This is a genomic window from Deltaproteobacteria bacterium (assembly GCA_019912665.1).
GTDB lineage: Bacteria > Desulfobacterota > GWC2-55-46 > GWC2-55-46 > GWC2-55-46 > UBA5799.
In genome coordinates, this window is the sequence record JAIOIE010000021.1 from 26,967 (window position 1) to 44,457 (window position 17,491).

The window sequence follows — 17,491 nt, forward strand, 5'->3', positions numbered from 1 at the left end:
AACAAAAGACCTTTTTACGCGTTTCCGCGCGGCTTTTTGAGGATAAGACTCGCTGGCTAGCCCCCTCCCCGACCCCGTGAACACACAAAAGCGAGCAGAGACCCCGGAGCTTTTTCGGGGTCGAGCGAGCGGATGCAAATCCGGAAATCTTCCTCTTGTGTCGGAGCTTCCCGGCATTACGCCGGGAAGCTTCAACGGGCCCCTGAAGTCGCTTCGCTCCTTACTTCCCGGCCCGTTCACGCTCAGCCTCCCTTATGCTACGCTCACCTTACCCTCGGAGTTTGTTCAAGAACAATGAGAAGATCTCTTTTTTTGCCTTTCAAAACAACCCAGGGGCATAAGGCGGAGCGAACATAGGGATGGAGAAAGGCGGGCGAGGCGGGGAAGCAGTAGCGAGGCCCCGTTGCGGGCCTCGCGACATAAGGGCCGAGCCCGGAGGATGGAGGCAGAACGTGAGCGGAGCCTTATGCCCAAAAGCGCGGCAGCGCGCAAAAATTATATGGCTAGGGAGTATCCGGCAAGAAAATTTCAGTGGATGGACTGAAAGGTTTTGACGCAAAATTCAGGGAATCATCTTTTAAGCCCAGCCGCCAGGTCCAGTATCCTCTCCGCCACCTCGTCCTTTCTTAATGGAGGCAGGACCTCCTTTTTCCCATCGCGGTCTATCAAAGTCACCTGGTTCATATCGCTGTCGAGGCCGGCGGGGGTGTTCCCGACCACGAGGTCGAGGTTCTTCTCCTTGAGCTTCTTCCTGGCGTTCTCCTCAAGTGAATCGGTTTCAAGTGCGAACCCCACGAGTATCTGGTCTTCCTTCTTGTGCTTCCCCATGTATTTCAGCACGTCGGGCGTCCTCTCCATCTCAAGGGAAAGGGTCTTTGCCTCTTTCTTTACCTTCGTGGGATAGCTCTTCGTGGGCCTGTAGTCGGCGACCGCGGCAGCCATTATGACTATTGTAGACTGGGCAAAGTGCCTTTCGCAGGCGTCGAGCATCTCCTCGGCGGTCGTCACGGGCACATGCGCCATGCCGGCTGGCTTCGAGATGTAAGTCGGGCCTGAGACGAGCACGACCTCCGCGCCACGCCTCCGTGCGGCCCTTGCGACCGCGTATCCCATCTTGCCGGACGAGGCGTTCGAGACGTACCTGACCGGGTCTATGGCCTCGCGCGTGGGCCCGGCCGTGACGAGCACCTTCTCGCCCTTCAAGTCCTTGGGGCTCAGGGCATCCACGGCGGCTTCGAGTATGTCCTCCGGCTTCGCGAGGCGGCCCTTGCCCTCATACCCGCAGGCGAGCTCCCCCTCATCGGGCCCTGCGAAGAGATATCCTGCCCTCTCAAGCCTTTTTACATTATCGCGAACGGCCTGGTTATCCCACATACGGGTGTTCATGGAAGGAGCGAGCAGTATCGGAGCCGAGGAGGCCATCGCTATATTCGTAAGTAGGTCGTCGGCTATGCCTCCGGCAGCCTTTCCGATGAAGTTTGCGGTTGCCGGGGCGACTATGATGAGGTCTGCCTTCTGCGCAAGCTCGATGTGGCTTATCCTCGCTTCCCCTACCGAATCGAAGAGGTCCATTGAGACCGGGTTGCAGCAGAGGGTCGAAAGGCTCAAGGGGCTTATGAACTCGGTTGCGGACCTCGTCATCACGGGCCGGACGATTGCCTCCTCCTTGACGAGAAGGCGCGCGAGCTCGAGGGACTTGTAGGCCGATATGGCCCCTGTTACGCCGAGAGTTATTTTTTTGCCCTTGAGTAAACTCATGACTTGCCTTTTTTTTAATTTCAGGGTGCCTCTAAAAATTAGAGATTTTTCCCGCAATCGAGGAAGGCCGGGAATAAAAAGCGGAGCATATATGACAATATGTGAGCATTTTTATTCCCGGCCTGACAAAGAGTCCGGGGAAAAGATCAATTTTCAGAGGCACACTTGCTATTTTACCCTTTTAACTCCCGCAATAAAAGGGTTGATTTCCCTCTCTTCCCCTATGGTCGATTCCGGGCCGTGCCCCGGGAGCACCCTCACGTTATCGCCGAGCGGAAGCAGCCTTTCGAATATGGAGTCCATGAGCTCCTCCATTGAGCCGCCCTCGAAATCCGTCCTGCCGACCGAACCGGCAAAGAGCGTGTCGCCCGTAAAGAGGACCTCTTCGTTTTCCATATAAAGGCAGACGCCGCCTTTCGAGTGTCCCGGCGTGTGAATCACCTTGAGGCTCAAGGGGCCGAAATGCAGGAGAACCCCGTCTTCAAGGTATATGTCCGGCTTCGGCTGCTTCGGGGTCTTCAGGCCGAACATGACTGCCTGCTCGTGGGCGTATTCCAGAAGAGGCTCGTCTTCCGCGTGTATGGCTATCTCGGAGCCGACCGCAGATTTAAGGAGCCCGTTCCCGCCCACGTGATCGAAGTGGCCGTGGGTATTGATTATGTACCTGACCTTTACGCCCTCTTTCTTAAGGGCCGCCTCTATCTCTTCGACGTCTCCGCCGGGGTCTATCACGACCCCCTCGCCGCTATCCCTGTCCCATACGATGTAGCAATTTACCTCGAGCGGCCCGACGGGCAATGTCAGGATCTCTGCCATCCTTTTATCTTCTCCGCGTATTTGTTTACGAGCGACCGGGCCGCCTCCTCTGTCGAGGCCTCGGCCACCAGGTTGAAGTAAGGCATGTCCTGGCTCGGGTATGCGACCAGCCAGTCCTCGCCGAATTTTATCTTTATCCCGTCGAGGAGCACGGTATCCAGGTCCCGCGAGTCCTCGGCAAGCCTCCTCATCACCATGCCCTTGCTCTCGAACGAGCACGAGACCCTGTCCTTTATTATAATGGAAGGCGGTATCTCCCTCATGAGCCTGTGGAGCCTCGTGCCGTGCTTCGAGAGCATCTCGAGTATCTTGGCGACCGCGTACATGCCGTCGAAGTTCGGCTGGAAGTCCGGGAATATGAAGCCGCCGGACTGCTCCCCGACGAATAGCGCGCCCTCGCTTGCCGCGGCCTCCATCTGCCCCCTCGGGGTGGTCTTGGTCCTCCGCACCTCGAATCCGTAGGTCTCGGCCATCCTGTCAATGGCGCGGGAGGCGGTCACGGGCACCGCTATGTGCCCCTTTCTCCCGGCGTCCTTGTTGAACTTGAGGACGAGGAGCGTGACTATGTTAAGGGCCGTGTCGCCGTCGAGGGCCTCGCCGGTCTCGTCGAAGAGGAAGACCTTCTCGCCGCCCGCGTCGAGATAGAAGCCCATGTCAGCGTCAAGCGAGCGCACGATCGACGAAAGCTGGTCCATCGCCCTCTGGAACTCCTCCGGGCTCTTTGTCGTCTTGCTGCCGTCGAGGTTCGCGTTAAGGGCGATGACCTCGCAGTTGAGCTTCCCGAGTATATAGGGGAATATCCGCGAGGACGAGCCGTAGGAATAGTCGACCACGAACCTGAAGCCCGCCTTCGAGATGGTCTCCGCGTCTATCATGGACATGAAGCCGTTCTGGTACGATTCGAAGCCGTGAACCGGGAAGCTCATCTCGCCGGTCTCCTCCATGGGGGCCCTTAGGAAATCCTCCTTGAAAAAGAGCTTCTCGATGGTCTTCTCGTATCCGGGGTGGAGGTCGAGCCCCTTGCCGTCGAAGAACTTCAAGTCAACGAGCTGGGGGTCGAAAGGCGACCTCCTGGTGTGCACCCCTCCGGCCTCGGTCCCGCTCCTCGCCAGAAACCTCACGACCGGCATGGGTGTTACGCCGTAGTCGTGGACGTTTACGCCTGTCGAGAGTATGCCGGTCATTATGGCCCTGTTTATCATCCTCGATGTCTTGTGCGCGTCCCTGCTGGTCGATACTGCCGCGCCCTTCTTGAGGGAAGCGCCGTAGGCCGCGCCGAGCTTGGCCGCGAACTCCGGCGAGAGCTCTATGTTCGCAAGCCCGGTAACGCCGTAGGTCGAGAATATGTTCCTGCTCCATTTCTCGCCCCAGATGAGGCTCGACGCGAGTGTTGCGTCGTCTTCGACGACCTTATATGGCCATACCTTGACGTTGGCCTTTATGGTGGAATTCCTCCCGATCCGGCAGTGGTCGCTTACGATGACGCCCTCGGCCAGGTGGGCCTGGTCAAGTATTTCACTTCCGCGCGCTACCACGTTCTCGTGGAGCGACGCCCCGTGGGCGATTCTGGCAGAGTCCCAGATTACGGAATCGAGGATGACCGCGCCCTCCTCGACGACCGAGCCCGGCCCTATTATGGAATTGGATATCCGTGCCTCGGCCCCTATCCGGCAGTTCTCGCCTATGATGTTCGCGCCCTCGAGCTTGGCCGTGAAATCTATGCGCGAGCCCTTGCCGACCCAGAGCCTCCTGCCGTCTATCCTCTCGCCCGGCACCTCCACATGCACGGCCCCCTGGAGTATGTCCATGTTTGCGGCCCTGTACTCCTCGAGGCTCCCGACGTCCTTCCAGTAGCCCTCGGCTATGTAGCCGTAGAGGGGCTCCTTTTTCTCGAGCATGAGCGGGAACAGGTCCTTGCTGAAGTCGAACTCCCTGTCCGAAGGTATGTAGTCCAGGACCTTCTGCTCAAGGATGTATATGCCTGTATTGATAGTGTCGCTGAAGACCTCGCCCCAGCTCGGCTTTTCAAGGAACCGGACGATCCTCCCCTCCTCGTCGGTTATGACAATGCCGAATGGGAGCGGGTTCTCTACCCTCGTAAGGACTATCGTCGCCGCGGCCTTCCTTTGCCTGTGGAAGCTTACCGCCTTTTTGAGGTCTATATCCGTAAGCACGTCGCCGCTTATGATAAGCGTTGTCCCGTCCCCGCCCATCTTCCTCATGGCGCTCCCGACCGCCCCGGCGGTCCCGAGGTCCACGGTGAGCGTTATGTAGTCGAGCTTCACCCCGAAGGCGCTCCCGTCTCCGAGGTGGCCTGATATCATCTCGGGCTGAAAATAAAGGAGCGCGGTCAGGTCCTTTATCCCGTGGGATTTAAGGAGCTCTATTATGTGCTCCATCATGGGCCTGTTCGCCATCGGCACCATGGGCTTGGGGAGGTTATTTGTGAGGGGGCGGAGCCTGGTGCCGAACCCGCCCGCCATTATGATGCTCTTCAATTTCTCTCCTTAGGTGGAAATGGTAATAACGAAGGCTTGAGCCGTGAGGCTCTCGAAGCAAGAATCATGAAGACGACCGGCCGGAAAATCTAAGGCCTCCTGCAATCGAACCGGGCTGAACGAAAAGGAAGGCTTGAAAGCCTTAGGATTTTACCATATTTGGCCGGGGCGTCAAGAAAACCGGAGAGAAGCGCCTGTCCAGGCCTCATCCTCTGGAAAAACCCGGCTTCACTTGAGATTGGGAACCAAAGTATAATCAGGGATACGGGGACTGCATGCATAGGGGCAATCGGTTCCGGAGGCGCGTAACTCCAACCCGGACGGGATAAATTTCCTTTGACTTTCTTTTCCCCCATGTGATAATGATTTCCGGTTACATGGGCCGTCCCCCTGAAAAATCAGCAGGTAAATCAACCTCAAAGGGGGAGCTTTATGCCTGAAGATAACGGCCGGGGTTTTTACAAGGGCCTCGCCATGCTCGCCTCGATGGGCATAGCGATGGTGGTCTCGACTGTAATCGGGCTCGCCATAGGCATTTACCTTGACAAGTTCTTCGGCACCAAGCCCTGGCTTACGATAATATTCCTGCTCTTCGGCATAGCCGCGGGCTTTAAAAACATGTACGAGACGGCCAGGAAATATGGACTATAGCCGGGGTACGGGGGATGCAGAGGCCTTTTCAGCCGCGGTTTCCCTTAAGCTCCTGGGCGCGAACCTGGCGGCTTTCATAGTCGCCTCCGGCCTGGCGCTGGCCTTTATCGGCACGCACGCTTTCCCCGGGATCGCTGCCGGGTTCTTCATAGGGACTGCGAGCACGCTCTGGCTCCTGAGGATAGCCCGTAAGGGGGTCCGCATGGACCCGGAGAAGGCAGGGAGGTTCATACCCGCTGCGTACCGCCTTAGGTTCGCGGTGGTCGCGGCGCTTCTCGCGCTCATAATGTATAAAGGTGTCTTAAGCCCGTGGCCCCTTATAGCGGGCTTCTTGGGCTCGGCTTTGATAACAGTATGCACCACGATATACCTTGCCAGGGAGGAAGCTTCACATGCATGACACGATAGTGCCGACCTTCGGGCTCCACGCCCATACAGCGTTCATGATATACATAACCATAGGGCTCGCGATATTCTCGCTCCTCCTCGCGAGAAGGCTCGCAATCGTACCCGGAAGGGTCCAGTCGATAGTTGAGCTCACCGTGACCTCCTTCGAGGGCATGGTAGACGAGACCATGGGGCACAAGGGCAGGAAGTACTTCCCCTTCATAATGACCTTCGCGATATTCATCTTCATATCGAACCTCCTCGGCATGATACCTGGGCTGCTGCCGCCGACCGCGAACCTCAACACCACCGCGGCCCTGGCCCTTATCGTATTCGTCGCAACACACGTTATCGGGATCAAGGAGCACGGGATAAAGTACCTTAAGCACTTCACGGGCCCTGTCTGGTGGCTCATGCCGCTTATGATACCCATCGAGATAATAGGCCACCTCGCAAGGCCCGTCTCCCTCTCGCTCCGTCTCTTCGGGAACATAATGGGGCACGAGCAGGTGGTCGCTGTCCTCCTGATACTCATGCCGCTCGCCTACCCGCTACTCGCTTTCTCAACGGTGCTGGGCGTGCTCGTTATCTTCATACAGGCGTTCATCTTCGCGCTCCTCTCGATGATGTACATCGGGGGCGCGCTCGAAGAGGCGCACTGATACTGATTTTTTCAAAGGGAGCCGACGCCTTACCCTGGCGCCGTACGGGGCCGGGAGTCAGCCGGGGAAGATGGCAATCCCCGGCCTGTCCGACAGGAGGCTTTGCGGTCAGGCGTAATACGGGTTCCCTAATCTCAAGGAGGTAGTCAAAGATGAGGAAGTACGCGGTAACGGCAGTATTGGCTTTGATAGCCGTCGTCGTCGGCTCCAACCTGGCTTTTGCGCAGGAAGCGGCCGCTGAGGGCGGAAGGAGCGCGCTCGTGCAAGCCGCCATATTCATCGGCGCCGGACTCGGCATGGGCCTCGGCGCGATCGGGCCCGGCATCGGTATGGGACACGCCGTGAGGGGCGCCCTCGAGGGCATGGCCAGGAACCCCGGCCATTCGAGCAAGATAATGACGACCATGCTCGTCGGTCTTGCCATGATGGAATCCCTTGCCATCTACGCGCTCGTCGTAGCCCTTATCCTCCTCTTCGTCGTCTAAAGGCGAAAAGGACTGCAGAAAGAGAACGAGGCGGCAAGTTTGCCGCCTCGTTTTTTTGCGATGCCCACAAGAGGATTTCCCCTCGTTGCCCTTTTTTACAATTAGCTGATTTCATTATGGAATATTACAGGGCCTTGACAAAATTCAACCCGCTCTTTATAATATTAGCACTCAATAAATGAGAGTGCTAAAAGGAGGTGGCGCCAGATGGGTCTTCCGGTAGTAACAGATTCGGTCCAGAGCTATCTCGCGGAAGTGAGCCGTTATCCCATACTCTCTGCCGAGGACGAGTTCCGGGTAGCCGAGCGTTACTACAAAACGAGGGCTATCGAGGACGCGCACACCCTCGTCACATCGAACCTCAGATATGTCATCAAGATCGCCCTTGAGTTCAGGAACTACGGCTGCAGGCTCGCGGATCTCATCCAGGAGGGCAATATAGGCCTCATGACCGCGGTCAAGAAGTTCAACCCCTACAAGGGCTTCAGGCTCATTACCTACGCGACCTGGTGGATCAGGTCGTTCATACAGGACTATATACTAAAATCCAGGGGGCTCGTTCGGAAGAGCACCAAGGCCCTCAAGAAGAAGCTCTTCTACAAGACCCCCGCGCTCACGGACGGGGCCGCAGGGGAAGATCTCTCCTACGCCTCCCCTGAGGACCTTGAGCTCAGGAGCGACCTCTCGCTGGACGCGCCGCTAAAGGAAGACAGCACAACCCATCTCGATCTTTTGAAGGACGAGGGACCTGGCCCGCTCGAAACCGTGGCCCATAGCGAAGAGAGCGCCATCGTTAAAAAAGAAGTCTCAAGCGCCCTCGCCCTCCTTAACGAGAAGGAGCGGGTGGTCGTGGAAAAAAGGCTCATGTCCGACGAGCCCGAGAGCCTGCAGGTCATAGGCGACGCCCTCGGCATAACGAGGGAAAGGGTCCGCCAGATAGAGAGCCAGGCAATGAAGAAGCTGGAAAAGTCCCTTGTCAGGATAAAACAGGCGCTACCACAGGGCGCTTAGTAGCCCTACACCCCTGAATCCCTGCGTCACGAAGGCCACCACACCGCGCCTCGCACATTTTGGGATAAAACTCTTCTGCTCCCTTGAAACTAGTTTTGATATAGACCTTTTGCGCGGCTCCGCGTTTTCCCTTTCGTGCAGAAGGCCTTTTCCGCGCTTCCGCGCGGTTTGAGATAAGGCTCGCTTGCTAGCAACCTCCCCCATAGGGCCGAGCCCGGAGGATGGAGGGCGGAACGAGAGCGGAGCCTTATGCCCAAAAAGAGCGCGGCAGCGCGTTATGTGGTCTTTTCCCCCTTCCCGCCCGCACCTGACGATTTCCTTTGCAAGCTCGCTATAAAAATGATATTAAGTACCCGTTAAAACTTGCTTTTTTCTTACCGGAGAACGCTTTTGAAAAAAAGGCCGACCTCCGCCTTTATCGACAGGGAGGCGCTAAGGTTCAATTACCGCCAGTTGAGGAGCAGAATCCCTGCAGGAACGGCCATGATGGCCGTTGTCAAGGCCAATGCCTACGGCCACGGGGATATCGAGGTGGCCCGCGTCCTCGAGGCAATGGGTTCAGAGTTCCTGGGCGTCGCCATCCCCGAGGAGGGTGCAAGGCTCAGGGACGCCGGGATAACGAAACCCATAGCGGTCCTCGGCGGCATCTTCCCTGACCAGGCCGAAATGGCCTTCGATTACGACCTTACCCCCGTCGTCTTCGAGCTCCGGACGGCGCGCTCGCTCGATTCAGAGGCACGGAAAAGGGGAGCGATAAAAAAAATCCATGTTAAAATCGACACTGGCATGGGGAGGCTGGGCCTTCTGCCAGGCGAGGCGGGACAGTTCTTTGCCGGTCTCAAGGAATTGCCGAACCTGAAAGTAGAGGCCGTGCTCTCGCATTTCGCCGAGTCCGAGAGCGAGGACAAGGGGTTCTCCATCTCACAGCTCTCTGTCTTTCAGAGGTCGGTGGAGGAGATAAGGGCAACGGGCTTCGACCCTTTGTTTACCGAGATAGCCAACAGCGCTGCGATAGTCGATTTAAGCGGCTCGCACCATAACCTCGTAAGGCCCGGCATAATGCTCTACGGCTCATACCCCGCGGAGCGCCTGAGGGAAAGGCTCATACTAAAGCCGGTCCTTGAGCTTAAGACTCGCATACTGCACATTAAGGGCGTACCCAAAGGCTTTAGCGTCAGCTACGGGAGAAGGTTCACCACAAAGAGGCCGAGCCTTATAGCGACCCTCCCAATCGGCTATGCCGACGGCCTGCCGAGGAGGCTTGAAGGGAAAGGTGCGGCGCTGGCCGGCGGCAGGAGGGTGCCGCTCGTGGGCGCAATATGCATGGACCTCGCCATGGCCGACGTGACGGACGTGCCGGATGTGAAGGCCGGGGACGAGGTCGTCATAATCGGCTCGCAAGGCGCGGAGACGATAACAGCGGAAGAGGTCGCCGGGAAGGCCGGCACCATAAGCTACGAGATATTCTGCGGCATCTCCCAGCGGGTGCCGAGGGTCTATCTCTCTTGAGAGGGCTATGATAAGGGCATACCTCGAAAGCATAGGACGTAGCGCGCAGCGCTTCGTCGAGGCAGCGGGGCTCATGGCGATAATGCTCATGCGCGCTGTCGTCCTCGTCTTCACACCTCCCGTAAAGTTCCGGAACATCTTCAAGCAGATGGAGTTCGTGGGCGTGCAGAGCCTTTTCGTCGTAGTCCTTACGGGCTCCTTCACCGGCATGGTGCTAGCGCTCCAGGGGTATAACGCCCTCAAGAGGTTCGGCGCGGAAAGCCTCGTGGGGCCGACGGTCGCCCTTAGCATGGCAAGGGAGCTCGGCCCGGTCCTCACGGGCCTCATGGTCACCGGGCGCGCCGGGAGCGCGATGGCCACCGAGCTAGGCACCATGCGGGTCACTGAGCAGATAGACGCCCTCGTTACCATGGCGGTGAACCCCGTCAAATACCTCGTGGTCCCGAGGATAATCGCGGGGGTCCTGATGTTCCCGCTCCTTACGATTGTCACCGACTTCGTGGGAGTGGTCGGCGGCTACGTCATTGGCGTACAGCTCCTCGGCATAAACCCCGGGGTCTACGTGGGCCGCACCATAGATTTCGTCCAGGTGAGCGACATAATGACCGGACTTTACAAATCGACCGTCTTCGGCCTCATAACCACGATGGTGGCCTGCTTTAACGGCTTCTACACGACAGGCGGGGCCGAGGGCGTGGGAAGGGCCGCGACCCTGTCGGTCGTAACGGCGAGCGTGATGATACTCGTATCCGACTACATAATGTCGTCATTCATGATCTGAGCCGATGTCGCCGGCCGCCTTGATAAAGATAGTCGGGCTTAAAAAGTCCTTCGGCCCCAAGAGGGTCCTCGACGGCGTGGACCTCGACATAGAAAAGGGCAAGATAACCGTCATCATCGGGCGGAGCGGAGAGGGCAAGAGCGTCCTCCTTAAGCACATAATAGGCCTCCTCCGGCCGGACGAGGGCCAGATATTCCTCGAGGGCCAGGAGATAACGGCCATGCGGGAGCGCGAGTTCAACGAGGTGAGGAAGCGCTTCGGCATGCTCTTCCAGGGTGCCGCGCTCTTCGATTCCATGTCCGTCGGCGGAAATGTGGGATTTCCGCTCAAGGAACACACCGACTTGAGCGATGAAGACATTATGAAGGTCGTAGGGGAAAAGCTCCGGAGGGTGGGCCTAGTGGGGGTCGAGCAGATGACGACCGCCGAGCTCTCAGGGGGCATGAAAAAGCGGGTAGGTCTCGCGAGGGCCATAGTCATGGACCCTGAAATAGTCCTTTTCGACGAGCCGACGACCGGCCTTGACCCCATAATGAGCGATTCCATCGCCGACCTGGTCCTCGATACACAGAGGGAGCTTAAGACCACGTACGTGCTCATAACCCACGATATCCCCTTCACCTACAAGATAGCCGACAAGATTGCCATGCTCCACGAGGGGAAGATCATCGAGCAGGGCTCGGTCGAGGAGATGAAGAAGAACCCAAGCCCCATCCTCAGGCAGTTTCTCGAGGGCAGGGCCGAGGGGCCGATAAAGGTATACTGAGGCAGGGCGGGCCGTTCCTGCCGGAAATAGACAATTGTCATACCCGCTTGACAGCTTTTCCGCTTAAATCCATTGGCGGGATCGGATCCGGAGAATAGAAAGAAGATGGAGCTACCAAAACTCAGTTCTGAAGCCAAGGTCGGGCTCTTCGTCCTCCTCGGCATTTTACTCCTCGCCTACATGTCTTTGAGGCTCGGGGGCATACAGATCGGCAGGGCCGAAGGCTATACCCTTTTCGTCGAGTTCGATTCCGCCGCCGGCCTCGACCCCAATGCCGCGGTCCGCGTGGCGGGAGTCGAGGTGGGAAGGGTCAGGAAGATATCCCTCGTGGACCACAAGGCCCTCCTCGAGCTGCAGATACGGCCGGATATCAAGATAGGGAAGGACTTTACCGCGGTCCTCACCACCAAGGGCCTCCTCGGCGAGAAGTACCTCGAGCTCCTGCCCGGCCACCCCGGCGCGCCCCCCTTGAAGGAGGGCGAATACATTACCCGTACAAGGGCCTACGCGGACATAGACAGGCTCATTACCATCCTTAGCGACGTTTCCCTCGATATAAAAAAGATAACCGAGTCGTTGAGCAACGTCCTCGGCGGCGACGCCGGCGAGCAGACCATCAGCAACATAGTCAAGAACATCGAGGAGCTCACCTTCCGCCTGAACAGGATAGTCGCCAAGAACGACGACCAGTTCGAGAACATCATGAGGAACCTCGATTCCTTCACGGCGTTCCTCAATAACGAGGGGCCACAGGTAACGACCGAGCTCAGGACCGCCATAAAGAACCTGAGCGAGTCGCTCCTTGCTACCTCTGAGAACCTGGACGGCATGATAACCGAGAACCGCGGGAACCTGAAGGATGGCGTCGAGAACCTCAAGGCCGCGTCCCTGAGCCTCCAGCAGGCCATGGATACGCTGAACAAGGTCGCCGGGGAGCTCGGCCCTGACATAAGCACCACCATGAGCTCGGTAAAGAACATAGCGCAGAAGATAGACCAGGGCCAGGGCACGCTCGGACAGCTGGTGAACGACAAAACGCTCCATGAGAACATAAACAAGACCGTCTCGGGCATAAACAGCTATATAGAGCGGGCAGAGAGCTTCCAGACCTTCATCGGATTCAGGGGCGAGTACCTCTTCGACGCGCGCGATACCAAGAGCTACCTTACGCTCCGGATACAGCCCAAGGCCGACAAGTACTACCTCCTGGAGGTTGTCGACGACCCGAGGGGCAAGATTACCGAGGAGACGCGGGAGATAGTAACAAACGGCGTCCCGTCCACCATAACCGAGACAAAGACCACGGACCAGATAAAGATATCGGCCCAGATAGCCAAGAGGTTCGACAACTTCGTCGTAAGGGGCGGCATAATCGAGTCGACCGGCGGCGCGGGCCTGGACTACTACATGTTCCGGGACAGGCTCAAGCTCACCCTGGAGGCGTTTGACTTCAGCCGGGACGGCGGGGCTCACCTCAAGGCGGGCAGCACGCTCTATCTTAACAAGTTCTTCTTCCTTACCGCAGGATACGACGACTTTACCAACAACGTCGGCCTCAGGTCCGCGTACGTGGGCCTCGGCTTCCAGTTCAGGGACGAGGACCTGAAGTTCCTCCTCTCCAGCGCGCCGCCTGTGTCGTTCTAGGCAGGCTGCTCAAAAAGTCCATCTGCTTCGAAGGCTACGTCGCTGGACACCCGGCGTATACAAGAATGCGCCTCATTCCTCGCTTCCCTATTCCAATAGGGGGCCTCGCATCTGGAGCTTTTTGAACAGCCTGAGCGAATTCTCATTTCTCCGCACTGCTAAGGCGCTGCGCCTGAAAACCTTGATTTAAGCCCTGAAAAAGGATAAAAGATTAAGGCTGGCCCTTGGGCCAGCCTTAATCTTTTATGGAGACGGCAGGCTATCCCGCCAATTGAGCAAAGAAGCCGATAAAACGGGTTTAGGCATAGCCATAGACCTCGGGACGACCACAATCGCGGGTGCGCTCGTGGACCTCGGGTCAGGCTCTATCGAGGTTTCCGCGTCGCTCCCCAACCCGCAGGCAGCGTGGGGGCGAGATGTGATATCCAGGATGGATGCGGCCCTGGGCGGCCCGGATTCTCTTGGGGAGATATCGGCGGCGGCCAGAAGCGCCTGCAGCGGCCTCATCGGGAAGCTCGCGGGGGAAAGAAAGCCCCTCGTGCAAGAGGTGTCCATAGCCGGGAATACCGTGATGGAGCACCTCTTTCTCGGCATCTCGCCGGAGCCGCTATCAAAAGTCCCGTACAGGCCGGTTTTCAGGGACGCGAAGCGCATCCCCGCTTCTCAGGCGGAGCTCGGTTGCGATGCGGGGATTTACCTTTTTCCCCTTATCGGGGGGTTTGTCGGGGGCGATGCGGTGGCGGTCGCGCTCGCCCTGGGGCTTAAGAAAACAAAGAGGCCCGCGCTAGTCATTGACGTCGGCACAAATAGCGAGATACTCCTTGGCGTAAACGGGACAGTTTTCGCCACTTCGGCCGCAGCAGGCCCGGCGTTCGAGGGCGGAGAGGTCGAGCAGGGCATGATAGCCGGGCCGGGCGCGATCGAAGGGCTAAGGACAGAAGGGGACACGCTCCGCCTCGATGTAATCGGCAACTCCGCACCGCGCGGCATTTGCGGTTCGGGGCTTGTGGAGTCGATACACCAGCTCATCAATGCCGGGGTGATAGACAGGTCCGGCAGGATACTCGACAGGGACGAGGTCAAAACAAACCTCGCGTCCAGAATACAGCCGGGAAAGGACGGAAACTCCTTCGTCCTCTACAGGGACGCAAAGGGAGAGGTCCGGATAAACCAGTCGGACGTGAGGTCGCTCCAGACCGCAAAGTCAGCGACCAGGGCAGGGATGGCCGTACTGCTTGAAAAGGCTGGAGTAAAGCCCGAGGAGGTCGAGCGGGTATACGTCGCGGGCGCGTTCGGAGCCCACTTGAGCCCTGCGGCCCTGACGGGAATAGGCCTTCTGGACAGCCTATGGCAGGAAGTCAGGTTCGTCGGTGACGCCGCGCTCGAAGGGGCGGCCCTGGCCCTCTCCGACCGGAAAAAGGAAGAGGCCGAGGAGCTTGCGGAAACGGCCAAATATATGCCGCTTTCAGGGAGCCCCAGGTTCGAGCGGGAGTTCATAAGGAACATGGGGTTCTGAAAGAATCCGCAAATCGTAACCTTGAAATGCTTAGAAACCGGGCCAGATGCCCGGCTCTTAATTCATAAGGAGGTCCGGAGTAACAAAGATGAAGAGCATAAGGCGAGCGATAATAAGCGTAACCGACAAGACCGGCGTCGTAGAGTTCGCAAAGGAGCTCTCGGCAGCGGGAGTGGAGATAATCTCGACCGGCGGGACGGCTGAGCTCATAAAAAACGCGGGAGTGACCGTGATCCCCATTTCGTCCTACACGGGTTTCCCGGAGATGCTCGACGGAAGGCTCAAGACCCTCCACCCGAAGATACACGGCGGCATACTCGGCATGCGCGGAAACCCCACGCACCAGAAGGAGATGGAGACGAACGGGATACTCCCCATTGACATGGTGGTCGTGAACCTCTACGCATTCGAGGACACCATAGCAAAGGGCGCGACCCTCGAGGACGCCATAGAGAACATAGACATCGGCGGCCCCACCATGATACGGGCCGCGGCAAAGAACTATGAGGACGTGGCCGTTGTCGTTGACCCCTCGGACTACGCGGGCATAGTCTCCGAGCTGAAGGAGAAGAAGAACTGCCTTTCGAAGATGACCAGGTTCGCGCTCGCGAAGAAGGTATTCCAGCTCACGGCCCGCTACGACGCGGCCATCTCGAATTACCTCGGCACCGTGCCCGACATCCCCGAGGCCGAGCCCAGGAAGGAGTTCCCGGATACCTACACCATCCAGTTCGAGAAGGTGCAGGACCTCCGTTACGGCGAAAACCCGCACCAGAAGGCCGCCTTCTACAGGAGGCGCGTAAAGGGGCAGGCCGGGCTCGCGGGCGCGAGGCAGCTCCAGGGAAAGGAGCTTTCCTACAATAACATACTCGATCTCCACGCGGCCCTTAACCTGGCGGCCGAGTTCCACGAGCCGGCGGCGGTTATCGTCAAGCACAATAACCCCTGCGGCACGGCGGCCTCGAAGGCAGGGCTCTTGAGCGCGTACAGGCTCGCCTACGAGTGCGACAAGACCTCGGCATTCGGCGGAATAGTGGGGCTCAACAAAAAAATGACCAGGGAAGTCGCAGAGGAGCTGGGGAAGATATTCCTCGAGGCTGTGATCGCGCCCGGCTTCGAGCCGGAGGCTCTCGAAGCGCTCTCGTCGAAAAAGAACCTCCGGCTCCTTGAGATGGGCGAGATACGGCCGGAAGTCCTCTCCTTCGGCCCTGCTGACCTCGACATAAAGAGGGTATCGGGCGGGGTGCTTCTCCAGGGGCTTGATATCGAGAGCGCCGCTGACCTTAAGACGGCCACGGAGCGCGGGCCGAATGAGAAGGAGCTCGAAGACCTCCTCTTTGCCTGGAACGTCTGCAAGCACGTGAAGAGCAACGCCATCATCTTCGCCAGGGACACGCGGACCATCGGCATCGGCGCGGGCCAGATGTCCAGGATAGATTCGACCAGGATAGCTTCGCAGAAAGCGGCGGACGCCGGGCTATCCGTAAAGGGGTCGGTCATGGCCTCGGACGCCTTTTTCCCGTTCAGGGACAACGTGGACCTCGCAGCCGAGCACGGCGTGACCGCGATAATCCAGCCCGGCGGCTCGATACGTGATGAAGAGGTCATAAAGGCGGCGAACGAGCACGGCATCGCGATGGTCTTTACAGGCGTAAGGCACTTCAGGCATTGATGGAAATCTCACCTGAGAAAGGCAGCAGATGAAGGTACTCGTGGTAGGCGGAGGAGGAAGGGAGCACGCCCTCGCGTGGAAGCTCAAGGAGAGCCCGAAGGTCGAGAAGGTGTTCATCGCGCCTGGAAACCCCGGGACAGCGCTCCACGGCGAGAACGTCCCCGTATCCGCGGATGACATACCCGGTTTGAGGGACTTCGCGCTCAAAGAGGGGATCGCACTTACGGTAGTAGGTCCGGAGCTTCCGCTCACGCTAGGCATTGTGGACGAGTTCGAAAAGGCGGGCCTCAAGGTCTTCGGGCCCTCGAAGGCCGCCGCCGAGATCGAGGGGAGCAAGGCGTTCAGCAAGGAGCTAATGACCCGCTACGGCATCCCCACGGCCTTCTACCAGAGCTTTGAGAAGCCCGGCCCGGCAAAGGCCTTTATCCAGGAGCACGAGCCGCCTTTTGTCGTGAAGGCAGACGGCCTTGCGGCCGGCAAGGGCGTTATTATATGCCAGACCAGTGACGAGGCCCTTGACGCCGTAGACCTCATAATGACCCGGAAGGCGTTCGGCGGCGCTGGAAAGAAGATAATAATAGAAGAGTTCCTCAGGGGCGAGGAGGCGTCTTTTCTGGCCATAACCGACGGAAAGGCCGTAGTGCCCCTTGCCCCTGCCCAGGACCACAAGGCGGTTTTCGACAACGACACTGGCCCCAATACCGGAGGCATGGGCGCGTACTCGCCGGCCCCGATAGTGACGCCGGAGATGGAGAAGTACATTACCGATACTGTGATGCTGCCGACAGTGCGGGCAATGGAGGCCGAAGGCAGTCCCTACAAGGGCGTACTCTATGCCGGACTCATGCTTACAGAGTCCGGGCCCAAGGTGCTTGAGTTCAATTGCCGGTTCGGAGACCCGGAGACCCAGCCCATACTCATGCGGATGGAGACCGACCTCGTTGACGTACTCATGGCCGCGGTCGACGGGAGGCTCGACAAAATCCGCATCCAATGGAAGGACGAGGCTGCGGTATGCGTGGTCATGGCCGCTCCTGGCTATCCCGGTGACTACATAAAAGGGACTGAGATCAAGGGGCTCAAGGAAGCGGCGCTACTCAAGTACACGATGGTCTTCCACGCTGGCACTGCCATGAGGGACGGGACCGTAGTGACCTCGGGCGGCAGGGTCCTGGGGGTTACGGCTCTCGGGAAAACCATAAAAGAAGCCATCGACAGGGCCTATGAGGCCGTCTCAAAAATAAGCTGGGAAGGCGCGCACTACAGGAAGGACATAGGGCAGAAGGCGGTCCGGACCGGGACTGACGCGCCCTGATTGATATTTTATACTGGAAA

Annotated in this window: 15 protein-coding genes; 12 read left to right on the top strand and 3 right to left on the bottom strand. The window is 58.4% G+C overall.

The genetic code is table 11. The features are described 5' to 3' along the window. Nucleotides 1-570 precede the first annotated feature (570 nt). The 3 genes from coaBC to K8I01_09545 all read right to left on the bottom strand — a co-directional run bounded on the left by coaBC (nucleotide 571) and on the right by K8I01_09545 (nucleotide 5,072). Nucleotides 571-1,758: a bifunctional phosphopantothenoylcysteine decarboxylase/phosphopantothenate--cysteine ligase CoaBC gene (gene coaBC / locus K8I01_09535; GenBank protein ID MBZ0220658.1), complete on the bottom strand. Its 1,188-nt coding sequence runs from the start codon at nucleotides 1,756-1,758 to the stop codon at nucleotides 571-573. A gap of 168 nt (nucleotides 1,759-1,926) precedes the next feature. Beyond that, complete coding sequence (locus tag K8I01_09540) at nucleotides 1,927-2,574, bottom strand: MBL fold metallo-hydrolase (GenBank protein ID MBZ0220659.1); 648 nt, start codon at nucleotides 2,572-2,574, stop codon at nucleotides 1,927-1,929. Then, entirely contained in the window at nucleotides 2,559-5,072 is a 2,514-nt protein-coding gene (locus K8I01_09545) for a mannose-1-phosphate guanyltransferase (GenBank protein ID MBZ0220660.1), read from the bottom strand. Before K8I01_09545 ends, K8I01_09540 begins: the two co-directional genes overlap by 16 nt. A 432-nt stretch (nucleotides 5,073-5,504) precedes the next feature. Here K8I01_09545 and K8I01_09550 point away from each other — a divergent pair, with 432 nt between their 5' ends. The 12 genes from K8I01_09550 (at nucleotide 5,505) to purD (ending at nucleotide 17,471) form a co-directional block, all read left to right on the top strand. Then, nucleotides 5,505-5,723, top strand: a complete 219-nt coding sequence (locus tag K8I01_09550) for an AtpZ/AtpI family protein (protein ID MBZ0220661.1) — start codon at nucleotides 5,505-5,507, stop codon at nucleotides 5,721-5,723. Continuing rightward, a complete protein-coding gene (locus tag K8I01_09555) occupies nucleotides 5,713-6,123 on the top strand; it encodes an ATP synthase subunit I (protein MBZ0220662.1) in 411 nt (136 codons plus the stop codon). The genes K8I01_09550 and K8I01_09555 overlap by 11 nt, the downstream gene beginning before the upstream one ends. Beyond that, nucleotides 6,116-6,772, top strand: a complete 657-nt coding sequence (gene atpB, locus K8I01_09560) for a F0F1 ATP synthase subunit A (protein ID MBZ0220663.1) — start codon at nucleotides 6,116-6,118, stop codon at nucleotides 6,770-6,772. Before K8I01_09555 ends, atpB begins: the two co-directional genes overlap by 8 nt. 152 nt (nucleotides 6,773-6,924) lie before the next feature. Further along, complete coding sequence (atpE, locus tag K8I01_09565; protein ID MBZ0220664.1) at nucleotides 6,925-7,257, top strand: ATP synthase F0 subunit C; 333 nt, start codon at nucleotides 6,925-6,927, stop codon at nucleotides 7,255-7,257. 207 nt (nucleotides 7,258-7,464) lie between these two features. Next, the gene (locus K8I01_09570) at nucleotides 7,465-8,268 is read left to right on the top strand and encodes a sigma-70 family RNA polymerase sigma factor (protein ID MBZ0220665.1); all 804 of its coding nucleotides are present in this window, start codon (nucleotides 7,465-7,467) and stop codon (nucleotides 8,266-8,268) included. A 390-nt stretch (nucleotides 8,269-8,658) separates the two neighbouring features. Next, nucleotides 8,659-9,777 carry an alanine racemase gene (alr, locus tag K8I01_09575; GenBank protein ID MBZ0220666.1) on the top strand — a complete coding sequence of 373 codons (1,119 nt, stop codon included), beginning with the start codon at nucleotides 8,659-8,661 and terminating at the stop codon, nucleotides 9,775-9,777. Nucleotides 9,778-9,784: 7 nt separating this feature from the next. Beyond that, nucleotides 9,785-10,558 carry an ABC transporter permease gene (locus K8I01_09580; GenBank protein MBZ0220667.1) on the top strand — a complete coding sequence of 258 codons (774 nt, stop codon included), beginning with the start codon at nucleotides 9,785-9,787 and terminating at the stop codon, nucleotides 10,556-10,558. A 19-nt stretch (nucleotides 10,559-10,577) separates the two neighbouring features. Further along, nucleotides 10,578-11,324 (top strand): ABC transporter ATP-binding protein, encoded by a 747-nt coding sequence (locus tag K8I01_09585; GenBank protein MBZ0220668.1) that lies wholly within the window; start codon nucleotides 10,578-10,580, stop codon nucleotides 11,322-11,324. Nucleotides 11,325-11,429: 105 nt separating this feature from the next. After that, a complete protein-coding gene (locus tag K8I01_09590; GenBank protein ID MBZ0220669.1) occupies nucleotides 11,430-12,968 on the top strand; it encodes an MCE family protein in 1,539 nt (512 codons plus the stop codon). 271 nt (nucleotides 12,969-13,239) lie between these two features. Then, entirely contained in the window at nucleotides 13,240-14,484 is a 1,245-nt protein-coding gene (locus K8I01_09595) for an ASKHA domain-containing protein (GenBank protein ID MBZ0220670.1), read from the top strand. A gap of 88 nt (nucleotides 14,485-14,572) precedes the next feature. Next, nucleotides 14,573-16,156: a bifunctional phosphoribosylaminoimidazolecarboxamide formyltransferase/IMP cyclohydrolase gene (purH, locus tag K8I01_09600; GenBank protein ID MBZ0220671.1), complete on the top strand. Its 1,584-nt coding sequence runs from the start codon at nucleotides 14,573-14,575 to the stop codon at nucleotides 16,154-16,156. Between the two features lie 28 nt (nucleotides 16,157-16,184). Continuing rightward, nucleotides 16,185-17,471, top strand: a complete 1,287-nt coding sequence (gene purD / locus K8I01_09605; protein MBZ0220672.1) for a phosphoribosylamine--glycine ligase — start codon at nucleotides 16,185-16,187, stop codon at nucleotides 17,469-17,471. The last annotated feature ends 20 nt before the right edge of the window (nucleotides 17,472-17,491 follow it).

Excerpts from the sequence above, each read along its gene's own strand:
- K8I01_09570 (MBZ0220665.1), top strand. The coding sequence starts at position 7,465 with ATGGGTCTTCCGGTAGTAACAGATTCGGTCCAGAGCTATCTCGCGGAA.
- atpE (MBZ0220664.1), top strand. The coding sequence starts at position 6,925 with ATGAGGAAGTACGCGGTAACGGCAGTATTGGCTTTGATAGCCGTCGTC.
- K8I01_09555 (MBZ0220662.1), top strand. The coding sequence starts at position 5,713 with ATGGACTATAGCCGGGGTACGGGGGATGCAGAGGCCTTTTCAGCCGCG.
- K8I01_09550 (MBZ0220661.1), top strand. The coding sequence starts at position 5,505 with ATGCCTGAAGATAACGGCCGGGGTTTTTACAAGGGCCTCGCCATGCTC.
- K8I01_09580 (MBZ0220667.1), top strand. The coding sequence starts at position 9,785 with ATGATAAGGGCATACCTCGAAAGCATAGGACGTAGCGCGCAGCGCTTC.
- K8I01_09590 (MBZ0220669.1), top strand. The coding sequence starts at position 11,430 with ATGGAGCTACCAAAACTCAGTTCTGAAGCCAAGGTCGGGCTCTTCGTC.
- K8I01_09540 (MBZ0220659.1), bottom strand. The coding sequence starts at position 2,574 with ATGGCAGAGATCCTGACATTGCCCGTCGGGCCGCTCGAGGTAAATTGC.
- purD (MBZ0220672.1), top strand. The coding sequence starts at position 16,185 with ATGAAGGTACTCGTGGTAGGCGGAGGAGGAAGGGAGCACGCCCTCGCG.
- coaBC (MBZ0220658.1), bottom strand. The coding sequence starts at position 1,758 with ATGAGTTTACTCAAGGGCAAAAAAATAACTCTCGGCGTAACAGGGGCC.
- purH (MBZ0220671.1), top strand. The coding sequence starts at position 14,573 with ATGAAGAGCATAAGGCGAGCGATAATAAGCGTAACCGACAAGACCGGC.
- atpB (MBZ0220663.1), top strand. The coding sequence starts at position 6,116 with ATGCATGACACGATAGTGCCGACCTTCGGGCTCCACGCCCATACAGCG.